Origin of the sequence: Streptomyces sp. NBC_00091 (genome assembly GCF_026343185.1) — a bacterium.
GTDB lineage: Bacteria > Actinomycetota > Actinomycetes > Streptomycetales > Streptomycetaceae > Streptomyces.
In genome coordinates this window covers 5889133-5906836 of the sequence record NZ_JAPEMA010000001.1, presented here as the reverse complement: position 1 = coordinate 5906836, position 17704 = coordinate 5889133, and the positions used below count along the sequence as shown (strand labels likewise).

The 17704-nt window shown below is 75.0% G+C and carries 18 protein-coding genes; 9 read left to right on the top strand and 9 right to left on the bottom strand.

Going from position 1 to position 17704, the window contains the following annotated elements:
• Positions 1-19: 19 nt before the first annotated feature.
• From OOK34_RS27205 to OOK34_RS27195, 3 genes are read left to right on the top strand one after another with little or no spacing between them, the layout of a single operon-like run.
• Positions 20-775, top strand: a complete 756-nt coding sequence (locus OOK34_RS27205) for a DeoR/GlpR family DNA-binding transcription regulator (RefSeq protein ID WP_267036490.1) — start codon at positions 20-22, stop codon at positions 773-775.
• Between the two features lie 4 nt (positions 776-779).
• The gene (locus OOK34_RS27200) at positions 780-1409 is read left to right on the top strand and encodes an HAD family phosphatase (protein WP_267036489.1); all 630 of its coding nucleotides are present in this window, start codon (positions 780-782) and stop codon (positions 1407-1409) included.
• Between the two features lie 4 nt (positions 1410-1413).
• On the top strand, positions 1414-2535 hold the full coding sequence (locus OOK34_RS27195) for a sulfite oxidase (RefSeq protein WP_267036488.1): 1122 nt from the start codon (positions 1414-1416) through the stop codon (positions 2533-2535).
• 16 nt (positions 2536-2551) lie between these two features.
• On the opposite strand, the gene OOK34_RS27190 is transcribed toward OOK34_RS27195, so the two are convergent.
• The 5 genes from OOK34_RS27190 to OOK34_RS27170 form a co-directional block, all read right to left on the bottom strand.
• On the bottom strand, positions 2552-2995 hold the full coding sequence (locus tag OOK34_RS27190; protein ID WP_267036487.1) for a GNAT family N-acetyltransferase: 444 nt from the start codon (positions 2993-2995) through the stop codon (positions 2552-2554).
• A 33-nt stretch (positions 2996-3028) separates the two neighbouring features.
• Positions 3029-3766, bottom strand: a complete 738-nt coding sequence (locus OOK34_RS27185) for an SOS response-associated peptidase (RefSeq protein ID WP_267036486.1) — start codon at positions 3764-3766, stop codon at positions 3029-3031.
• A 115-nt stretch (positions 3767-3881) separates the two neighbouring features.
• The gene (locus tag OOK34_RS27180) at positions 3882-4184 is read right to left on the bottom strand and encodes an SHOCT domain-containing protein (RefSeq protein ID WP_267036485.1); all 303 of its coding nucleotides are present in this window, start codon (positions 4182-4184) and stop codon (positions 3882-3884) included.
• A 134-nt stretch (positions 4185-4318) separates the two neighbouring features.
• A complete protein-coding gene (locus tag OOK34_RS27175) occupies positions 4319-4984 on the bottom strand; it encodes a response regulator transcription factor (protein ID WP_267036484.1) in 666 nt (221 codons plus the stop codon).
• Positions 4981-6204: a sensor histidine kinase gene (locus OOK34_RS27170; RefSeq protein WP_267036483.1), complete on the bottom strand. Its 1224-nt coding sequence runs from the start codon at positions 6202-6204 to the stop codon at positions 4981-4983. Before OOK34_RS27170 ends, OOK34_RS27175 begins: the two co-directional genes overlap by 4 nt.
• 235 nt (positions 6205-6439) lie before the next feature.
• On the opposite strand from OOK34_RS27170, the gene OOK34_RS27165 reads away from it, so the two are divergent.
• The 4 genes from OOK34_RS27165 (at position 6440) to OOK34_RS27150 (ending at position 10809) form a co-directional block, all read left to right on the top strand.
• On the top strand, positions 6440-7459 hold the full coding sequence (locus OOK34_RS27165) for an oxygenase MpaB family protein (protein WP_267036482.1): 1020 nt from the start codon (positions 6440-6442) through the stop codon (positions 7457-7459).
• Positions 7460-7669: 210 nt separating this feature from the next.
• On the top strand, positions 7670-7921 hold the full coding sequence (locus OOK34_RS27160; protein WP_267036481.1) for a hypothetical protein: 252 nt from the start codon (positions 7670-7672) through the stop codon (positions 7919-7921).
• A 151-nt stretch (positions 7922-8072) separates the two neighbouring features.
• Positions 8073-8570: a hypothetical protein gene (locus OOK34_RS27155; protein ID WP_267036480.1), complete on the top strand. Its 498-nt coding sequence runs from the start codon at positions 8073-8075 to the stop codon at positions 8568-8570.
• Positions 8571-8739: 169 nt separating this feature from the next.
• Positions 8740-10809: a SpoIIE family protein phosphatase gene (locus OOK34_RS27150; RefSeq protein WP_267036479.1), complete on the top strand. Its 2070-nt coding sequence runs from the start codon at positions 8740-8742 to the stop codon at positions 10807-10809.
• 9 nt (positions 10810-10818) lie between these two features.
• Here OOK34_RS27150 and OOK34_RS27145 read toward each other — a convergent pair whose 3' ends face one another.
• The 4 genes from OOK34_RS27145 to OOK34_RS27130 all read right to left on the bottom strand — a co-directional run bounded on the left by OOK34_RS27145 (position 10819) and on the right by OOK34_RS27130 (position 15618).
• Complete coding sequence (locus OOK34_RS27145) at positions 10819-12009, bottom strand: PP2C family protein-serine/threonine phosphatase (RefSeq protein ID WP_267036478.1); 1191 nt, start codon at positions 12007-12009, stop codon at positions 10819-10821.
• A gap of 94 nt (positions 12010-12103) precedes the next feature.
• Complete coding sequence (locus tag OOK34_RS27140) at positions 12104-14167, bottom strand: prolyl oligopeptidase family protein (protein ID WP_267036477.1); 2064 nt, start codon at positions 14165-14167, stop codon at positions 12104-12106.
• 109 nt (positions 14168-14276) lie between these two features.
• Positions 14277-15194, bottom strand: a complete 918-nt coding sequence (locus tag OOK34_RS27135) for an oxidoreductase (RefSeq protein WP_267036476.1) — start codon at positions 15192-15194, stop codon at positions 14277-14279.
• 70 nt (positions 15195-15264) lie between these two features.
• Positions 15265-15618: a PRC-barrel domain containing protein gene (locus OOK34_RS27130; protein WP_267036475.1), complete on the bottom strand. Its 354-nt coding sequence runs from the start codon at positions 15616-15618 to the stop codon at positions 15265-15267.
• 105 nt (positions 15619-15723) lie between these two features.
• Between OOK34_RS27130 and OOK34_RS27125 the strand changes: the two genes are divergently transcribed.
• On the top strand, positions 15724-16332 hold the full coding sequence (locus OOK34_RS27125) for a TetR/AcrR family transcriptional regulator (RefSeq protein ID WP_267036474.1): 609 nt from the start codon (positions 15724-15726) through the stop codon (positions 16330-16332).
• 38 nt (positions 16333-16370) lie between these two features.
• Entirely contained in the window at positions 16371-17663 is a 1293-nt protein-coding gene (locus OOK34_RS27120) for an MFS transporter (RefSeq protein ID WP_267036926.1), read from the top strand.
• Positions 17664-17704: the final 41 nt, after the last annotated feature.

Sequence of the window (17704 nt, the reverse complement as noted above, 5' to 3'; positions counted from 1 at the left end):
GTGGATGTTCAATCGGAGCATGAGTGCAGACCGACTGAGGCAGATCACCGACGCCGTCCGCGCGAGCGGCAGCCGCAGCGTCGCCGAGCTCGCGGAGCTCACCGGCGCCTCCGAGATGACCATCCGACGCGACCTGGAGGCCCTGGCCGACCAGGGAGTGCTCGAGCGCTACCGGGGCGGGGCACGCAGCCTGCTGCTGCGCGGCGAGGAGACCCCCTTCCCCCTGCGCGCCCGGGACGGCCTGGAGGCCAAGCGGCGCATCGCCGCCGAGGTCGCCGCCCTGGTCGCGGACGGGGAGTCGGTGGTCCTGGACAGCGGCACCACCTGCCTGGAGGTGGCCCGCGCCCTGCACCACCGCCGGCTCACCGTGATGCCGTTGTCCCTGCACGCCGCCAACGCCCTGGCGGACGCGCCCCGGCTGACGCTGCTGCTGCCCGGCGGGGCGCCCCGCCGGGGTGAACTCGCCCTGACCGGGCCGCTGACCGAGGCCTCCCTCGCCGCCCTGCGCTTCGACACCGCCGTCATCGGCTGCTGCGGGCTGAGCGCGGCGGACGGTCTGACCGCCTACGACCTGGCCGACGCCGCCGTCAAACGCGCCGCGGTCGCCTCCGCGCGCCGGGTCATCGCCGCCACCGAGTCCGCGAAGCTCTCCCGTACCGCCCTCGCGCACGTGCTGCCCGCCTCCGCGCTGCACGCCGTGGTCACCGACCGGGCGGCGCCGCAGGAGGACTGCGACGCCCTGGCCGCGGCGGGCGTCACCGTACGGAAGGTCTGAGGCGATGGACGAGATCTTGCTCTTCGACCTCTTCGGCGTCATCGCCCGCCACCAGTCCCCGGCCGGGCGGGAGCGCCTCGTCGAGACGGCGCAGGCGCCCGCGGCGCCGTTCTGGGAGGCGTACTGGGCGCTGCGCCCGCCCTACGACAGCGGCGAGCTGACCGGGCCGGGGTACTGGCGCCTCGTCGGTGAGGCGCTCGGCACCCGGTTCGGCGAGCGGGAGACCGCCGCGCTCGTCGAGGCCGACATCGCGAGCTGGAGCGCCGTGGACGGGGAGATGGTGGCCCTGATCGGGGAACTGGCCGCGTCCGGGCGGCGGATCGCCCTCCTTTCGAACATCCCGGAGGAGCTCGCCGTCCACTACGAACGGCACCAGCCCTGGCTCTCGCACTTCCGGGTGCGGGGCCTGTCCTGCCGCATCGGCCTCGCCAAGCCGGCGCCCGGGGCGTACGAGTGGTGCCTGCGGGCGCTCGGCGCGGCGCCGGGCGAGGTGCTGTTCGTGGACGACCGGCAGGAGAACGTCGACGCCGCCCGGGCCCTCGGCATCCGCGGCCACCTCTTCACCTCGCCGGCCGCGCTGCGCGAGGCGCTCGCTCGGCCCGCCTGCGGGGACGGTCCGGAGGCGCGACCATGAGGGGATGGACGCGTCCCTGAGCGATGTCAGCACCCCGGGGCGGGTGGCGGCCGAGGGCGAGGGCATCAGCGCCGAGGAGCTGGCGCTCGCCGCGCGCAACCACGGGCTGCCCCTGGAGGCGCTGCGGTACGAGGTCACGCCGGCCGGGCTGCACTACGTACTGGTCCACTACGACATCCCCGCCGCCGACGCCGGGAGCTGGCGGCTGACCGTCGGCGGCCGGGTGCGCACGCCGCTGTCGCTGGACCTGGCCGCCCTGCGGGCGCTGCCGGCCGTCACCCGCCGGGTCACGATGGAGTGCGCGGGCAACGGGCGGGCGCGGCTGACGCCCCGGCCGGTGAGCCAGCCGTGGCTGGTCGAGGCGGTCGGCACCGCCGACTGGACCGGGGTGCCGCTGCGGACCGTGCTGGAGCAGGCCGGAGTGCGGGAGGACGCCGTCGAGGCGGTGTTCACCGGCGCCGACCACGGGATCGAGCGCGGGGTCGAACAGGACTACCGGCGCAGCCTGCCCCTGGCCGTCGCCACCGGCGCGGACCCCGAGGTGCTGCTCGCGTACGCCATGAACGGCGGGCCCCTGCCGCCGCAGCACGGGTTCCCGCTGCGGCTGGTGGTACCCGGCTGGTACGGCATGGCGCACGTGAAGTGGCTGCGGGACATCACCCTGGCCGGGGCGCCCTTCACCGGCTTCCAGCAGGCGGTGGCCTACCGCTACCGGCGTACCGCCGAGGACCCCGGCGAGCCGGTGACCCGGATCGCCCCGCGCGCCCTGCTGCTCCCGCCGGGCTTCCCCGACTTCATGTCCCGCGTCCGCGTGGTGCGGCCGGGGCCGGTGCGGTTGGAGGGGCGCGCCTGGTCGGGGCACGGGCCGGTGACCCGGGTCGAGGTGAGCGCCGACGGGGGCCGTACCTGGGCGGACGCCGAGGTGACGGCGCGGGACCCGGGCGGCTGGGCCTGGCAGGCCTGGCACCGCCGGTGGACGGCCACGCCCGGCAGCCACACCCTCGTGGTCCGCGCCACGGACGCGGCGGGCCGCACCCAGCCCCTCGAACAGCCCTGGAACCGCGGGGGTTTCGGCAACAACCTGGTCCAGCGGGTGCCGGTGCTGGTGCTGCCGCCGGGCGCGTAGCGCGCCGTCGGTCCCGTCAGAGCAGCCGGGCCATGCCCACCGACGCGGGCGCGGTCTCGGCGAAGCCGAACTTGGCGTAGAGGTGCCGGGCGGGCCCGTCCGCGATCAGGGACACGTACGTGCCCTGCGGCGCGCGCCGTTCCAGCTCGGCGGAGAGGTCCTCCATGATCAGCTTGCCGAGGCCCCGGCCCTGGTGCTCGGGGAGCACGCAGATGTCGACGATCTGGAGGAAGCAGCCGCCGTCACCGACGATCCGGCCCATGCCGACGGTCTCGCCGTCGTGCCGGACGGTGACGCAGTACCAGGAGTTGGGCAGTCCGATGACCGAGCCCTCGACGCTCTTGGCGCCGAGGCCGGTCTCACCGCGCAGCCGGCGGTAGGTGGCGACGTCGGGAACGCCGGGGCCGATCTCGTAGGCGGCGTTCTCCGTGCCGGTGGTGCCCGTGGTGCCCGTGGCCATGTGTGTCGCACCTGTCTGTAGCGGGACGGTCGTTCAGGATATCGGGGCGTCGTCCAGGAGTTCGGGGCCGTTGTTGCGTACGTTGTTGACCGCCGTGGTCACCGCGCGGACGTCCAGGCGGCCTCCGGCCGGGGTGGCGAGGAGGGCGCGCAGGGCGTGCGGGTCCTCGTGCGCGGGGTCGAGCCAGGCGTCGTAGTCGGCGGGGGCGAGGGCCAGGGGCATCCGGGGGTGGACGCGGCCGGCGGCGTCGGTGGCCTCGGTGGTGATGACGGTGCAGGTCGCCCACCAGGCGGCCGGGTCGTCCCCGTCCTTGACGGCGGGGTCGCGCCAGAACTCGTACAGGCCCGCCATCGCCAGCACCGCGCCGTCCTGCGGGCTGATGAAGTACGGCTGCTTGTAGGCCTTCGTCTTGCCGGAGGCCGGGACGGACTCCCACTCGTAGAAGCCGTCGGCGGGCAGCAGGCAGCGGCGCTTGGCGAAGGCCCGGCGGTAGGCCGGCTTCTCCCCGACCGTCTCGACCCGGGCGTTGATCATCTTCGCCGCGCCGTCGGTGCTCTTCGACCAGGACGGCACCAGCCCCCACCGCAGCGCCCTCAGCTGCCGCTCCAGCACCCCGCTCTCCCGGTCGGCGCGCTCGAGCACCGCCCACACCGGGTCCGTCGGGGCGACGTTCCAGCTCGGCGGGAGCACCAGGCCGGGGTCGCGGGGGATGGCCTCGAAGAGGCCCGTCAGGTCCTCGGGGCTGCGGGTGGAGACGTATCGGCCGCACATGGCTCCAGCCTGCCACGCCGGCCGGTACGCACCCACGCGGCGCGGCGTAGCGCCCGGCCGCGGCGGTGCCCGGTCCAGGGCGCGACCCCGGTGTCGCCGCGGCCGTGGGCGGTGCTCAGGCGGCACCGTCCTTGAGGGAGCGGCCGAACTGCTCGTCCAGGACGGACAGCCGGCGCCAGTACTCGTCCTCGTCGATCTCGCCGGAGGCGAAGCGGCGTCCCAGGACCGCGATCGGCGAGCCGGCGCCGTACGCGGCCCCCCGGGCCTGCCACGGCCCGCGGCGGCCGCCTCGCCACACGGTGCGGCGCAGCACGGTGACGACCGTGACCACGACCGCCGCCCAGATCAGGGGGAAGAACAGGATCCACGGGCCGGGCCCGTCGTACGCGAGGGTGGTGAGGGTGTTGAGGGTGGCCATCTCGGTTCAGCTCCTCGGAAGCGTGGACTTCTCGTCTTGCTCCGAGACTGGCTCCGGGAGGGGCCCGGGTCGTCGTACGGCCGGCTGCACCGCGGGTACTTCTGCGGGAGTACGGGACCGGGGCCGCGTGCGGGTCAGCCGAGCCAGCCGGGGCGGACCAGGCCCGACTCGTAGGCCAGGACGACCAGCTGGGCGCGGTCGCGGGCGCCGAGCTTGACCATCGTGCGGCTGACGTGGGTCTTCGCGGTGAGGGGGCTGACGACGAGGCGGCGGGCGATCTCCTCGTTCGACAGGCCCATGCCGACCAGGGCCATGACCTCGCGCTCGCGGCCGGTGAGCCGCTCCAGGCCCGCGGCCGGGGCCGGTTGCCGGGAGCGGGCGGCGAACTCCGCGATCAGGCGGCGGGTCACCCCCGGCGACAGCAGCGCGTCCCCGTCGACCACCGCCCGTACCGCGCGCAGCAGTTCCTCGGGCTCGGTGTCCTTGACCAGGAAGCCGGAGGCTCCGGCGCGGATCGCCTCGAAGACGTACTCGTCGAGTTCGAAGGTGGTGAGCATCACCACCCTGACGGCGGCCAGGGACGCGTCGGCGGTGATCGCGCGGGTGGCGGCGAGACCGTCGAGGAGCGGCATCCGGATGTCCATGAGGACCACGTCGGGGCGCAGTTCGCGGGCCAGCCGGACGGCCTCCTCCCCGTCGGCGGCCTCGCCGGCCACCGTGATGCCGGGCTGCGCGTCGAGGAGCGCGCGGAACCCCGCCCGGACGAGGAGCTGGTCGTCGGCGAGCAGCACGCGGATCACGAATCCTCCTGGAGCGGAGCGGGCGGTGCGGGCGGGGCGGCCTCCAGCGGGAGTCTGGCGATCATCCGGAAGCCGCCGTCGGGGCGGGGACCGGCCTCGATGGTGCCACCGAGCGCGGCGGCCCGCTCGCGCATTCCGGCGAGGCCGTTGCCGCTGCCGCCGGCGGGGCTGCCGGTGGCCGGGCCGTCGTCGTCCACGCGCAGTTCGAGGGCGCCGGGCTGCCAGGTGAGGAGGATGCGGGCGGTGCGCGAGCCGGAGTGGCGTACGACGTTGGTCAGGGCCTCCTGGAGGATGCGGAAGGCGGCGAGGTCCGCGCCGGGCGGCAGGGGTCTGGCCCGCCCCCGGGTGCCGGTGTCCACGGAGAGCCCGGTGGCGGCCGCCTGTTCGACCAGTTCGGGGAGGCGGTCCAGGCCCGGGGCGGGGGCGCGGGGGGCGGCGCCGGGCGTGCGCAGGGTGTCGAGGACCTGGCGGACCTCGCCGAGCGCCTCCTTGCTGGCCGTCTTGATGGTGGTGAGGGCCGTACGGGCCTGCTCGGGGTCGGTGTCGAGGAGCGCCAGCCCCACGCCCGCCTGGACGTTGATGACCGAGATGCTGTGGGCGAGCACGTCGTGCAGCTCGCGGGCGATGCGCAGCCGCTCCTCGTCGGCCCGGCGCCGGGCGGCCGCCGCCCGCTCGGTCCGCTCGCGCGACCACTGCTCGCGGCGGAGGCGGACCAGTTCGGAGACGGCGAGTATCGCGAGCACCCAGGCGGTGATGGCCAGTTCCTGCCCCCAGGGGGCCGGGCCGTCCCCGGCGGGCGGCAGCCACCGGTAGAGCCAGTGGCCGATGAGCAGGTGCCCGGCCCAGAGCAGGCCGACCGCGCCCCAGGCCGCCCTGCGGTGCCCGGCGATGACGGCGGCGAAGCAGGCCACGGCCAGGCCGGCGAAGACGGGGCCGTACGGGAAGCCGGCCCCGATGTACACGAGGGTGACGGCGCTGACCCCGTACGCCACGGCCACCGGGTGGCGGTGGCGCACCACCAGCAGGGCGGGCCCGAGCAGCAGCAGGAGCCGGGCCGGCCAGTCCAGCGCGGCGCGCCCGCTCTGCGCCTGCGCGGCCCATCCGGAGCCGACCTGCTGGAGGACGGCGACGAGCAGCGCTGACCGCCAGGCCGGGCCCCGCCCGGTCCGCTCCACCCATCGCCGCCACGGGGGACCGAGGCGTTCGCGCTGCTGTTCCATACCCGTCACGCTAGACGGGGGCCCCCGTCACCGGCGTCACCCCCGCGTAGCGTTTCCGGCGTACTCCCCAGGTAGTACACCGGTGTACACCGCCCCGGCCGGGCACAGGGGCGCGTGGGGCGCAGACGTACGAGAACTCGTGCGCCCATACGCCCCATCCCTCCCCTGAGTGCAGAAACGATCACTGTGAGTAACGTCACTCTTGATCGTTCCCCCCTCACGGAAGGACCCGCGCATGCCCGTCATGACCTACGAGGAATTCCACCGCACCCTCAAGCCGCAGGGCGACCCCGAGGCCGACAAGGTCGTGATCGAGCTCCTCGATTCCGGTCAGATCGACAGTGCGAACCACCTCTTCCGCGCGCTGGCCACGGCCGAGGACGAGGTCCCCGAGGGCGCACCACCGGTACTGCGCGAGTACCTGGAGTCGACCCGGAAGTTCCCCTCCTGGGTGGACAAGAAGAAGCTCGCCGACACCGAGGAGTTCTTCCGCCACCACAAGACCCCGGCCGCCGTCGTCCAGGCGACCGCCGGGCTGGTCGGCACGTACCTGTCCCCGATGGGGGCCAAGACCCTGCACTCCACGCACAAGCTCGACCGGCCCCAGCGGCGGCTGTCCCAGAGCACCCGGCTGTTCATGGGGATGGGCGACAAGGACGCCTTCGGCCCGAAGTCGAAGCTCCTGCCGACCTGTCAGAAGGTCCGGCTCGTCCATGCCGCGATCCGCCAGCTCCACCTGCGCTCGGGCAAGTGGAACACGGAGAAGGACGGCATGCCCGTCTCCCTGCTCTACACCGCGGGCGCCGCGCTCGTCTTCTCCGTCGGCACCCTCGACGCCATGGCCCGCATCGGCATCGCCACCACCGCCCGGGAGCAGGAGGGGTACTTCTACGCCTGGCGGATCATCGGCCACTGGCTCGGCGTGCCCGACGAGATCATGGACATGGACGTCAAGGGGGCGCACGGCCTCTGGGACGCCGCCCGCGACCACGAATGGGCGCCCACCGAGGACGGCGCGCTCCTCACCAAGGGCTGCATCGAGCTCTACCAGTCCTACATGCCGCCCGGCATGAAGGCCGCCGTGCCCGCCTTCCTGCGCAAGGCGCTCTCCGACAAGTACGCCGACATGGTCAAGGTCCCCACCTCCGCCTACGACCTGGGGGCCAAGGCCGGCGCGGTCGGCGCGGGCCTCCTCTTCAACACCCCGGTCACCAAGAACCTCCTCGTCCAGCCGGTCCTCGACGCCATGGGCTAGGCCGTCGAGCGCGTGGGCCGCGAGGCCTTCACCGCCCGCCACGAGACGGAACCCCAGATGACGGACAAGATCGAGGACTGAACCGGGCGAACGGGCGTGCGCCGCAGCGGCGGCCCGGCGCACGCCCGCAACCCCCACGCCCGCAACCCCCACGCGCTCGGAGCCGCACGCCCGGATGCGCCCGCGCCGCAGCGGCTCCAGGGTGGAGGCATGGAGCACGCGCCGATCGTCGTACACCGCATCTCCCCCTCGGGCGGCCGCCGGGTGACCCTGCGCGTCCAGGACCGCGACACGGCCCTCGGCACCGCGCACACCGACGCGGACGTGATCGAGTTCCTTCGCCGCGCCGAGGTCCCGGACCCCGACGAGCTGGTGCTCGGCGGAGCGCCCGCACGGATCGAGTGGCAGGGGGACGCCCCGCACGTCTACGAGGCCGAGCCGGCGGACACCGACATCCCCTGACGCTCCCCCACCACCCCTGGCCGGCGCCTCATTCCGGCCAATGAGTGATGTGCTCATGACATTTCAAGACCGCTGTGACACTCTCCGTGGCGCACTCCGCACCGCCCTCGCACCACACCCCCACAAGGACGTGTCACAGAGGAGCGACATGATGCACCGTGCGAAACTCGCCGTCGCGGCACTGGCCCTCGCGGCCACCGCCGGCAGCGTCACGAGCGCCGCCGCCTTCGGCACCACCGCCGACCAGAAGGTGGACGGCGTCATCGTGGTCTCGGGCAACACCTGCACCTGGACCAACGCCAGCACCAGCGCCAATCCGCCCAGCGCCCTCACCGTCGACCGCGCCGGCATCAACAAGCCCGGCGGCAACCTCGCCTGCGACGGCGGCATCACCGCCACCCTCAACAACAACCCCGCCTTCACCTTCGACGACGCCGGGGCCACCGCCCGGACCGACCTGATCGACATCACCGGACAGCAGAGCTTCATATCCTGCCGCTACAAGGCCACGGGCATCACGTGGGACCGCGACGGCACGACCAGGAAGTACGTCAACCGGGCTTTCACCGCCACCAAGACCTCGGGCAGCTTCCTGTGTCCGGGATCCGTGACCACGGCAGCCGGCGGCGCGTCCATGCTGTTCCACTGACCGGCGCGGCGCAGGACCGGTGCGTCACCGTCGTCACCGTCGTCACCGTCGTCCGCGGTGGACGGCGGTGACGCACCACCGGGTCACCACCGGATAGCCCCGGCCGGGTCGCCGGGCCCGCGACGGGGCATCAGCATGGGAGGAGTCCGCCCGGGTGAGGAGGCCGGTGATGGCCGATGCGCAGCCAGCTCCGCCGGCCGACGGCCCCGGAGCGGGATCTCCGGCGACGGGTGGCCTGCTCGACGTGCTCGGGGTGGCCGCGGTGGTCCTGGACGCCGAGGGCCGGATCAGCCTGTGGAGCCCGCAGGCCGCCACCCTCTTCGGGTACACGGCCGAGGAGGCGCTAGGGCAGTACGCGGTGACGCTGCTGGTGGAGGAGCAGAACCGCGGGGAGGTCCTGGAGCTGTTCGCCCGGGTGATGTCCGGCCAGGGAGCCTGGGCGGGGTCCTTCCCCGTGCGTCACCGGGACGGCCGCACCGTGCTCGTGGAGTTCCGCAACATGCGCCTCCAGGCCGCCAACGGCCGGCTGTACGCGCTGGGCCTCGCCTCCGAGCAGGCCACCCTGCGCCGCGTCGAACGGGACCTGGCCCTGTCCCTGCGCATGGTCGACCAGTCCCCCATCGGGCTGGCCGTCCTCGACACCGACCTGCGCTACGTCCTGGTCAACCCGGCGCTGGAGCGCATCAACGGGGTGCCGTCCGAGCGGCACATCGGGCAGCGGATCGCCGACATCCTGCCCTTCCTGGACGCGGCGGCGGTCGAGGCCCGGATGCGGGGGGTGATGGAGAGCGGTGTGCCGATGCTGGACCACTTCAGCACCGGCCAGACCTCCGAGGACTCCGGCGAGCGCGCCTGGCTGGTGTCCATCTACCGGCTGGAGGACCAGTCCTCGCGGGTGATCGGCGTCGCGGTGTCGGTGGTGGACGTGACCGAACAGCACCGGGCCGCCGTGTCGGCCGCCCACGCCCGGCGGCGCCTCGCCCTGATCGCGGACGCCTCGGTGCGCATCGGGACCACCCTCGACCTGGACATCACCGCCCGGGAGCTGGCCGACGTCGCGGTCCCGGAGATCGCCGACATCGCCGCCGTGGACGTCCTCGACACCGTCCTGACGGGCGGCCGGCCCGGCGAGGTATCGGACGGGGAGTCCGTACGGTTCCGCGCGCTCGCGGTGAAAGCGGCCTACCGCAGCCCCGCCGAGGCGGCCGCCGACCCCGTCGGCGACGTCGCCTCGTACCGCCCCGACCGGCTGGTGGCCCGCTGCGCCCGCACGGCCCGGCCCGAGCTCGTCCCGCACGTCCGGCCGCAGGACCTGCCCGCCATCGCCCGCGACGAGGACGCCGCCCGGCTGCTCGGGGAGGCCGGCGTGCACTCGTACCTCGCCGTCCCGCTGATCGCCCGCGGCCAGGTGCTGGGCACGCTCGACCTCAAGCGCGCCCGCAACCCCGTGCCGTTCGGCCCCGACGACGTACTGCTCGCCTCCGAGCTCGCAGCCCACGCGGCGGTGTCCATCGACAACGCCCGCTGGTACCAGCGCCAGCGCCACGCCGCCCTCGCCCTCCAGCGCCACCTGCTGCCGCAGCACCCGCCGGCGGCCCCCGGGCTGGACATCGCCTACCGGTACCAGCCGGCCGGGGCCGCCGACGAGACCGGCGGCGACTGGTTCGACGTCATCCCGCTGAGCGGGGACCGGACCGCGCTGGTCGTCGGCGATGTGATGGGCAGCGGCATCAACGCGGCGGCGACCATGGGCCAGCTGCGGGCCACCGCCCGGGCGCTGGGCCGCCTCGGCCTCGACCCCGCGACGGTGCTCACCCACCTCGACGCCTCGACCGGCGACCTCGGCGAGGCCATGGCCACCTGCGTCTACGCCGTCTACGACCCGCACACCCGGCTGTGCCAGATCTCCACCGCGGGCCACCTGCCGCCCGTGCACCTGCGCAGCGGACGCCAACCCCGGCTGCTCCAGCTCGCGACGGCGGTGCCGCTGGGGGTCGGCGGGGTCCCGTTCGGCACCACCACCGTGACCCTCGGCGAGGGCGACGAGCTGGTGCTCTACACCGACGGGCTCGTCGAGACCCGCGACCAGGACATCGACACCCGCCTGCAGACCCTGACCGACCTCCTCGCCGGCCCCCACCGCCCCATCGAGGAGACCTGCGACCTGCTGCTGTCGGCCCTGCGCCACCCCGACACGCACGACGACGTCGCCCTGCTCATCGCCCGCACCCACGCGTAGGCGGCCCCGTCACGGGTGCGCGGCCCGGGCGCGGATGCGGGCGGCGAGGACGGCGACGTCGTCCTCGGCGTGCCGGGCGTCGAGGCCCGCGACGACCGCGTCCACGGCCTCCTCCGCCGTGCCCCCGCCGGCGGGGATCCGCAGGGCGGTGAGCCGGGCCAGGGAGGCGTCGATGTCCTCGCCGCGCCGCTCGACGAGCCCGTCGGTGTAGAGGACCAGGGTCTCCTGCGGGGTGAAGGGGTGGGCCACCGACTCGTAGCCGCCCACGCCGGTGCCCAGCGGCGGGCCCACCGGTACGTCGAGCAGCCGGCCGGTGCCGTCGGCCGCGAACACCGCGGGCGGCAGGTGGCCGGCACTGGCGTACAGGGCGGTGCCGCGCGCGGGGTCGACACGTACGAGCAGGCAGGTGGCGGGGCGCCGGGCGGCGTCCTCGGCGACGAGGGAGTCGAGCTGGCGCAGCACCCGGTGCGGGGCGAGTTCGGTGGAGGCGACCTCGCGCAGGGTGGAGCGGTAGGCGTTCATGTCCACGGCGGCGTCCAGGCCGTGGCCCATGACGTCGCCCACCACCAGCAGGGTCCGTCCGAAGTGCAGCCGGACCGTCTCGAACCAGTCGCCCCCGACCAGGGTGCTCGGCCCGACCGGCAGGTAGCGGCCCGCGACCAGCAGGTTCGGATGGGGCCGCCCGGGGTCGGCGACGAGGGCCCGCTGGAGGTCGAGCGCGACGGACTCGGTCGCGGCGAGCCGCCGGGCGTGGCGGATGTGCACGGCCGCCACGCGCGCCGCGAAGTGCAGGGCGGCGGCCTCGTGGTCGGTGAAGGGCTCGCCGGTGCGCACCGCGAGGAGGGTCCCGTACGAGGTCCCGTGCCTGGCCAGCGCGACGGACAGGCCGTGCACCGGGGGGCCGCCCGGCCGCAGGGTCCAGCTGCGCAGCGGATGGCCCCCGTCCACCGCCCGGACGGCGGGCCGCGTCCCCGGGGCCGGGCCGCGCAGGAGACCGGCGGCTCCGGCGACGGCGACGCGCTCGGCGCGGCCCTCCAGGGTCAGGTCGACGGCCGCCGCGTCGCACAGGGTGCGGAAGAGGAAGGCGGCCAGTTCCCGGCAGGTGGTGCGCTCGTCGTCGGTCGTGCCGATCGCTTCCAGGGCCTCGGCCGGGGACGCGGGCCCGGCCGGACCGGGTGCGTGGCCCTCGCGATCCGACACGTCTCCTCCGACCGGGGGGCGGCCCCCTGCGGGCCGCCGGTCGGTCCATTCCACCAGCCCCGGCGCGGCGGGGCCGGTGGAGCGCGCCGGAAGCTCACTTCGGCGGGGTGAGCCGCTCCCAGAGGAAGGTGTGCACGAGGGCCTCGTTGAAGGCGGTCTGCTGGTGGTCGGTGGCGCCGGAGTGGCCGCCGCCGATGTGCTCGTGGAAGAGCACGGGGTGCCCGAATTCGCGCAGCCGGGCGGCCGCCTTGCGGGCGTGGCCGGGGTGGACGCGGTCGTCGCGGGTGGAGGTGAGCAGCAGCAGGGGCGGGTACGGCGGACCGTCGGCGCGGATCCGGTGGTACGGGGAGATGTCCTCGAGGTGGGGCCGGTCGGCGGGGTCGTCGGGGTTGCCGTACTCGGCGGTCCAGCTGGCTCCGGCGAGGAGCTTGTGGAAGCGGAGCATGTCCAGCAGCGGTACGTGCGAGACGACGGCGCCGAACAGCTCGGGGTACCGGGTGAGCATGGCGCCCATCAGGAGGCCGCCGTTGCTGCCGCCCTCGATGCCGAGCTGGGCGGGGGTGGTGATGCCGCGGGCGGTGAGGTCGCGGGCGACGGCGGCGAAGTCCTCGAAGGCGCGGAGGCGGTTGGCCCCGAGGGCGGCCTGGTGCCAGGCGGGCCCGTACTCGCGGCCGCCCCGGATGCCGGCGACGACGTACGTCCCTCCGCGCGCGAGCCAGGCCCGGCCGGTGACCGCGCTGTACTGCGGGACCATGGAGATCTCGAAGCCGCCGTAGCCGTAGAGCAGGGTGGGGCCGGGGCCGGGCCGGTCCTCGGGGCCGATGACGAAGTACGGGACCCGGGTGCCGTCCGCGGAGGTGGCGAAGTACTGGCTCACGGCGAGCCCGGCCGTGTCGAAGAGGGCGGGTGCCTGCTTGACGGCCTGGCCGCCGGGGGCTCCGGCCTCGCCCCGGTGCAGGGTGGAGGGCTGGAGGAAGCCGGTCACATCGAGGAAGTACTCGTCGCTCTCGTCCGGGTCGGTGCACACCACCGAGGCCGTGGACAGCGGCGGCACGCCGGCCAGCGGGGCGCGGCTCCAGCCGTCCGGGCCGGGGGTGAGGAGTTCCAGGCGGGAGGAGACGTCGGCGCGGGTGCGCAGGAGGAGGTGGTTGCGGGTCCAGCTGTAGCCGGCGAGCGCGGTGCGGTCGTCCGGGGTGAACAGCACCTCGGGGCTGCGCCCGCCCGCCCGGTAGGCCTCGAAGTCGAAGGCGAGCAGGCTGCCCGCGGGGTGGCCCAGCCACGGGGAGCGCGGCTGGACGATCAGCCACTGGCGGTGGACCCCGGCGGAGGCGTCGTCCGGTACGTCGATCTTCTCGGGCGCGGCGGCGGGGTCCTCGGGGAGCAGGAACAGCTCCTGGTTCCAGAAGTCGATCTGCCGGGACACGAAGTCCCGTTCGAAGCCGGGTGTGTCATCGCGCCAGCCGCTGGCGGACACATCGCCCGGGCGGCCCTCGTAGACCGTGCGGGCCTCGGCGAGGGGGGTGCCGCGGCGCCAGCGGCGGACCTGGAGGGGGTAGCCGGAGGGGGACAGGGAGCCGGGGCCGAAGTCGGTGCCGATCCAGACGTGGTCGCGGTCGATCCAGTCGACCCGGGTCCTGGCCTCCTCGACCGCGAAGCCGCCTTCGACGAACTCCAGCGTCTCGAGGTCGAACTCGCGCACCACGCAGGCGTCGGCGCCGTCCCGGGAGAGCATGACCAGGGCGTGCCGGTGGCCGGGGGCGAGCACGCTGCTCCCGGCCCAGGCCCACTTCTCGCCCTCGGCCTCGGCGAGCGCGTCGAGGTCCAGGAGGGTCTCCCAGGCCGGCCGCTCGGTGCGGTACTCCTCGAGGGTGGTGCGCCGCCAGACACCGCGCAGCCGGCCGGCGTCCTGCCAGAAGTTGTAGAGGTGGCGCCCGCGCCGGACGACGTACGGGATCCGCCCGTCGTCGTCGAGGACCTCGCGCACCTCGCGCTCCAGCACCTTGAACTCGGGATCGGCCGTCAGCGCGGCGACGGTCTCGGCGTTGCGCTCCCGGACCCAGGCGAGCGCGGCCTCGCCCTCCACGTCCTCCAGCCACAGGTAGGGGTCGTGGTCCTCGGGGCGGCCGGCGGCGGCGCCGGCGGGCTTGTCTTCGCTCATCCGCCGATTGTGCCGGACGCGGCCGGGCCGGTGGTGCCGGTCCGGCCCGCCGGGCTCCCGCGCGCGGCCCTCCCCCGCTGGCGCCCTGCCCCGCTACCGGCCTGCGGTGCTACTGGGCCGCGGCGTGGTGCAGGCCCTCGAGGAGGGTCAGGTCCTCCTCGGTCAGGCGCAGGGCGCCGGCGGCGACGTTGGCCGTCAGGTGGTCGGGGTTGCCGGTGCCGGGGATGGCCAGGACGTGGGGGCCGCGCTGGAGGGTCCAGGCGAGGCGGACCTGCGCCGGGCTCGCTCCGTGGGCCCGGGCCACGGCCAGCAGCTCCTCGCTCTCGGCGGCGGCCGCCCCGCCCTCGCGGCCGGCGCCGGCGATCGCGAAGAACGGCACGAAGGCGATCCGCTGCTCCCCGCAGGAGCGTACGAAGGCGTCGTACTCGGGGCGCACGCCGATGCCGTACATGTTCTGCACGCAGACGACCGGCGCGACGGTCTGCGCCTCCGCGAGCTGTTCGGGAGTGACGTTGGAGACGCCGAGGTGGCGGATGAGCCCGGCCTCGCGGAGTTCGGCGAGGGCGCCGAAGCGCTCGGCGACGGAGTCGGTGCCGAGGACGCGCAGGTTGACCACGTCGAGGTGGTCGCGGCCGAGCTGGCGCAGGTTCTCCTCGACCTGGCCGCGCAGCTGCTGCGGGGTCCGTGCGTGGTGGTCCCACTCGCCCGACAGGGCCCGTCCGGGGCCGACCTTGGTGGCGATGACGAGGTCGTCCGGGTAGGGACCGCCGAGCGCGCTGTTGATCAGCTCGTTGGCGGAGCGGAGCGGGGAGAAGTAGAAGGCGGCGGTGTCGATGTGGTTCACGCCGAGTTCCACGGCGCGGCGCAGCACCGCGATGGCCCGGCCCCGGTCGCTGGGGGCGGCGTCGCTCTGGAGGGCGGCGCCGTTCTGCGGCAGGCGCATGGCGCCGAAGCCTATGCGGTTGACCTCGAGGTCGCCGAGGGTCCAGGTTCCCGAGGCGGAAGCGGTGATCGTCTCTGTCGTCATGCGCAGATGATCTCCCGCGCGGCGGGCTCACCGCCACGGACTTCCGCCGGGCCGCGCCCGCCTCGCATGTTCACATGTGGGGGTCGGAGTAGTAGGTCTCGATCAGCCGGACGAAGGTGGGCTCGTCCTCGTGGCGTCCGCTCTTCTCGTAGTCGGGCGAGTCCTTGACCTGGTCGCGGGTGCAGGTCAGGTGCACGGTCCCGGCCTGCGTGTCGACTCGGTCGACGACGCCGGCCGGGATCACGACCTTGCGCCCGAAGATCCAGGGGCCGGTGTCCACGACGAGGTAGGAACGGCTCACGTCGTCCGTGTGCCGGTCGACCTTGCCGATCGGTCCGTCGGTCGCCTCGACCTTGTAGCCGATGAGGTCCGTGCCGGGCGCGTAGCCCGCGCCGTCTCCGTAGCCCCAGATTCCGGTTCCCATGACGGCCTCCTCGTGCCATCGGTCCTGACCGGCGCCTACCCGCCGGCCGGGGGCGAAACCCGGAGCGGCGAAGACACTGTCTACGAGACGTGGTAGACAGTGTCTATGAAATCGGATGCACCGCTGCGCGAGCGGCTGATCGACGTCGGCGTGGAGCTGGTCACGAGCGAGGGGACCGGCTCCCTCGGGCTGCGGGAGATCGCCCGCCGCGCCGGGGTGTCCCACGGGGCGCCCCGGCGGTACTTCCCCACTCACCAGGCCCTGCTCTCGGCCATCGCCCGGCGGGGGTTCGCGGACCTCGGCGCGCGGTTCGCGGCGGCGGGCGCCGGGGAACCCCCGCCCCGGGAACACGTACGGGCGCTCGGGCGGGCGTACGTGGGCTACGCGCTGGAGCAGCGCGGGATGTTCGAGCTGATGTTCCGTCACGACCTGCTGGACAGCGCGGGACAGGAGCCCTCCGCCGCCCCCCGGCTGCGGGAGTCGACCCTTCCGCTCTTCGGGCTGCTGACCCGGCTGGTCGCCGGATGCGGGGCGGCGCAGCCCGAGGTGACGGCGGCCGCGCTGTGGGCGGGGCTGCACGGGGTGGCGCAGCTGTGGGGCTGGGGCAGTCTGCCGCTGGTCCTCGGGAGCGGCGCGGCCGAGGACGCGGGCCGGCTGGTGGACTCCTTGGTGGACGCCGTGGTGGACGCGCACCTCAAGGCGCAGGCGCCGTGAGGCCGCGGCTCGCGCTCCTGGTCAGCGTGGCCGGGGCGATGCTCGTCGCCCTGGACGGCACCGTGCTGATCGTCGTACAGCCCGCCCTGCGCCACGACCTCGGGGCCGGGGTGGCCGAGGTGCAGTGGACGAGCACCGCCTACCTGCTCGCCGTCGCCGCCTTCCTGGTCGTCGCCGGGCGCCTCGGGGACCGGTACGGGCACACCCGGCTGCTGCTGACGGGGGTGCTCGGCTTCGCCGCCGCCTCGGCGGGGATCGCACTGGCGCCCGGGGTCGGCTGGGTGATCGCGCTGCGCGCGGTCCAGGGGCTGTTCGGGGCGTTGCTGCAGCCCGCGACGCTCGCCCTGCTGCGGCTGGCGTATCCGCCGGAGCGGCTGGGCCGGGCGGTCGCGGTGCGGACCAGCGCGATCGGGGTGGCCGCCGCGGCGGGGCCGCTGCTGGGCGGGGTGCTGGTGGCGCAGCTGGGCTGGCGGGCCGTGTTCGTGGTCAACGTGCCGGTGGCCCTGGGCGTCGCCGCGCTGGCGCTCGCCGTACGGGTGCCCGCGCCGGTGCGCCAGGACCCCGGCCGGCTGGGTCCGGCCGGTCCGGTGCTGCTCGCGGCGGCCCTGGCGGCGGCGGTGCACGCGCTGGCCGGCGTACCGGAGTACGGATGGACGGCCGCGCCGACGCTGCTGGGATGCGGGGCGGCCGCCGGGCTCGGGGCGCTGTTCGTACGGGGCGAGCGGCGCGCGGAGCTGCCGCTGGTGCCGGCCGCCGTGGCGCGGTCGCGGCCGGTGGCGGCTTCGATGGGGCTGCTGCTGGCGGTGTCGGCCGGCATGTTCGGGGCGCTGTTCACGGCCACGTTCCTGCTCCAGGACGTACGGGGGCTCGGTCCGCTCGCCACCGGGGTACGGGTGCTGCCGCTGACCGCGCTGATGGTGGCCGGGGCGCCGGTGGCGGGGGCCGCGCTGCGCCGGTACGGGCCCCGGCGGACCGCGCTCGCGGGAACGGGGCTGGTGGTGCTGGGGATCGCGGGGCTGGACGCGGGCGGCGGGGTGGCCTTCGGGGTGCTGGGAGCCGGGTTCGCTGCGGTGATGGTCACCGCCACCGGGACCGTGGTGGGCGATGCCCCGCCCGGGTACGCGGGGGTGGTGGGCGGGCTCAAGCAGACGGCGATGAACGTGGGCCCGACCCTGGGGATCGCGGTCGCGGCGGGCGCCGGGGCGGGCGCCGCGGGGGCCGGTACGGCCGGCCGGCCGCTGACGGCCCTGGCCGCACTGGCAGCCCTTGGCCTGGCCGCGGCCTGGCTCCTGCCGGGACGGGCCGCACGTCGGCTAGAAAAGGCAGCGTAGGTGGGTCCGGCCCGGCGTGGGGGGCCGGGCCGGACCCTGCG

Excerpts from the sequence above, each read along its gene's own strand:
- OOK34_RS27150 (WP_267036479.1), top strand. The coding sequence starts at position 8,740 with ATGGCCGATGCGCAGCCAGCTCCGCCGGCCGACGGCCCCGGAGCGGGA.
- OOK34_RS27135 (WP_267036476.1), bottom strand. The coding sequence starts at position 15,194 with ATGACGACAGAGACGATCACCGCTTCCGCCTCGGGAACCTGGACCCTC.
- OOK34_RS27165 (WP_267036482.1), top strand. The coding sequence starts at position 6,440 with ATGCCCGTCATGACCTACGAGGAATTCCACCGCACCCTCAAGCCGCAG.
- OOK34_RS27205 (WP_267036490.1), top strand. The coding sequence starts at position 20 with ATGAGTGCAGACCGACTGAGGCAGATCACCGACGCCGTCCGCGCGAGC.
- OOK34_RS27140 (WP_267036477.1), bottom strand. The coding sequence starts at position 14,167 with ATGAGCGAAGACAAGCCCGCCGGCGCCGCCGCCGGCCGCCCCGAGGAC.
- OOK34_RS27195 (WP_267036488.1), top strand. The coding sequence starts at position 1,414 with ATGGACGCGTCCCTGAGCGATGTCAGCACCCCGGGGCGGGTGGCGGCC.
- OOK34_RS27180 (WP_267036485.1), bottom strand. The coding sequence starts at position 4,184 with ATGGCCACCCTCAACACCCTCACCACCCTCGCGTACGACGGGCCCGGC.
- OOK34_RS27120 (WP_267036926.1), top strand. The coding sequence starts at position 16,371 with ATGCTCGTCGCCCTGGACGGCACCGTGCTGATCGTCGTACAGCCCGCC.
- OOK34_RS27200 (WP_267036489.1), top strand. The coding sequence starts at position 780 with ATGGACGAGATCTTGCTCTTCGACCTCTTCGGCGTCATCGCCCGCCAC.
- OOK34_RS27125 (WP_267036474.1), top strand. The coding sequence starts at position 15,724 with ATGAAATCGGATGCACCGCTGCGCGAGCGGCTGATCGACGTCGGCGTG.
- OOK34_RS27185 (WP_267036486.1), bottom strand. The coding sequence starts at position 3,766 with ATGTGCGGCCGATACGTCTCCACCCGCAGCCCCGAGGACCTGACGGGC.
- OOK34_RS27155 (WP_267036480.1), top strand. The coding sequence starts at position 8,073 with ATGCACCGTGCGAAACTCGCCGTCGCGGCACTGGCCCTCGCGGCCACC.
- OOK34_RS27130 (WP_267036475.1), bottom strand. The coding sequence starts at position 15,618 with ATGGGAACCGGAATCTGGGGCTACGGAGACGGCGCGGGCTACGCGCCC.
- OOK34_RS27160 (WP_267036481.1), top strand. The coding sequence starts at position 7,670 with ATGGAGCACGCGCCGATCGTCGTACACCGCATCTCCCCCTCGGGCGGC.
- OOK34_RS27170 (WP_267036483.1), bottom strand. The coding sequence starts at position 6,204 with ATGGAACAGCAGCGCGAACGCCTCGGTCCCCCGTGGCGGCGATGGGTG.
- OOK34_RS27190 (WP_267036487.1), bottom strand. The coding sequence starts at position 2,995 with ATGGCCACGGGCACCACGGGCACCACCGGCACGGAGAACGCCGCCTAC.